The sequence below is a fragment of the Mesorhizobium sp. M7A.F.Ca.US.014.04.1.1 genome (assembly GCF_003998745.1).
In the GTDB taxonomy this organism is placed as follows: Bacteria; Pseudomonadota; Alphaproteobacteria; order Rhizobiales; family Rhizobiaceae; genus Mesorhizobium; species Mesorhizobium ciceri.
In genome coordinates, this window is record NZ_RZRW01000891.1 from 1 (window position 1) to 1,664 (window position 1,664).

At 58.6% G+C, this 1,664-nt stretch carries 2 protein-coding genes; both read right to left on the bottom strand.

Annotated elements, in window-relative coordinates:
* Positions 1-246: 246 nt before the first annotated feature.
* Positions 247-492, bottom strand: a complete 246-nt coding sequence (locus EOA22_RS32790) for a hypothetical protein (protein ID WP_063170534.1) — start codon at positions 490-492, stop codon at positions 247-249.
* 734 nt (positions 493-1,226) lie between these two features.
* Positions 1,227-1,664 (bottom strand): aldehyde dehydrogenase family protein (locus tag EOA22_RS32800; protein ID WP_127390561.1); only part of this gene is annotated, 438 nt, incomplete at its 5' end.

Genomic DNA, 1,664 nt, shown 5'->3' on the forward strand with positions numbered 1-1,664 from the left:
GGCTTGTCCATATATCGCGCTGGACCCTGCTTTGGACAACGAACCCGATCCTGTGGATCAGGACAGTGGAACGTCGTTTCCTGACAAGGTCCATCCGAGCCTTCGGGGCAGCAGCGGTCGTTTATTTCCAACGTACGAGTTGGGCCGCGTTCGCGCATTCGACCGGCGCGGCATGCGGTGGCATAGCCTTTTGGTCGGCGCCGAGCTGCAAACTTCAAAGGCCGCTAAGTTTCCGCCACCGAGAGCTCACCAAGGCTGCAAGGACGTTCGGACGTCGACCTCGAACGACCAAGCCTTGTGGTGCTGCCGATAGAGGAAGGCGGAGCATTCCACGACGCCCTCGATATCGAGCAACCGGTCACGGCGCGAGTCGTCGTCTGGAAAGCGTCGGCGGATTTTGTGGCCGTCGACGGCACCATCGACGATGACGTGGCCGACGTGGATCCCCTCCAAACCGTATTCCTTGCCTGCGCGACCCGCCTCGGTCAGCATACCTCCGCGTGCAACGCTGCCGATCGATATGCAGGGAAGTCCGTGTAACCCACCTCGCCCCGTCGGGTGTAATAGGTTGATCGGTCCGCTTCTGCGAACGGCCAGCCATGCTCGAGATGCTCAGCAAGATCCGGCTCGATCGCATGGCATGCTGTTTCCGTCAAACATGAACTCCAGGATTTCGAGACGGTGCGGATGGCAGTAGGGGACACGGGCTTGGGCAGGTTCCACTATGGATAGTTCAAGATGACATTCGCGATGGAAAGCTGCTGACCGAACTGGATGGGATGTCCGGCGGCGAGGTGACGGTCAACGTCCTTGGGCTGCGTACAAAGGCTCTGCCGGCTAAGATAAGAGTTATCGTAGACGGTCTGGTTCAAGAGGTGCGCGAACTATGACTGCTATCGCTTAGGCGATGTCGCATTTCACATTCTATGTGTCCGATACTACTCACGCACTACCCTGCAAACACGGTCGACGGTCCGAATGGTTCGCTGCTCGGGAAATATCAGAGCCGGCGTGAATGCGTCGAAAGTCATCGCCAAGCCTGAAAAGCTTTAGCTGGCTGCCACGCCTGGCCGGGCTTTCTTGCTTTTCATGGACAATGAGCGATGCTGGTCGGGCGGCGCGACGGGTTGATAGAAGCAAAATTAGCCAATTGTCCGGTGTGATCGTTTATTTGGAGCGATAGAAATGCGACATCCCTGCCCCACAATGCCGTTTTTGGCAGCCCTTCAAAGCGACATAATCACCGACTTGGTCTCCGTGTAAAGGTTCAGCCCTTCTTGTCCCCGTTCTCTGCCCCAGCCGGATTGCTTGAAGCCGCCGGTGGGTATCGCCGCATCAACCGAACCGTGTACGTTGACCCCAATCCGGCCGGCGCGAATTCGCCGTACCATCTTGTGGGCGACGCTCAGGTCCCGCGTCCAGACACTGCCGGCAAGCCCGAAGATACTGTCATTCGCCTGCCGGGCGATCTGTTCCAGGTCGTCGTCATCGAAACTCATGGCGCACAGGACGGGACCAAAAATCTCTTCCTGCACCACCGCCATGTCGGGTCGGGTATCGGTCAGCACCGTGGGGGCAATGAAGTTGCCTTCGTTGCCGATCCGCGTGCCGCCAAACGCCACCGTTGCGCCGGCGCTCCTGCCCTGCTCGATATAGTCCATTAC

Bases quoted from the DNA above. Each gene is read 5' to 3' on its own strand.
- EOA22_RS32790 (WP_063170534.1), bottom strand. From the start codon at position 492: ATGCTGACCGAGGCGGGTCGCGCAGGCAAGGAATACGGTTTGGAGGGG.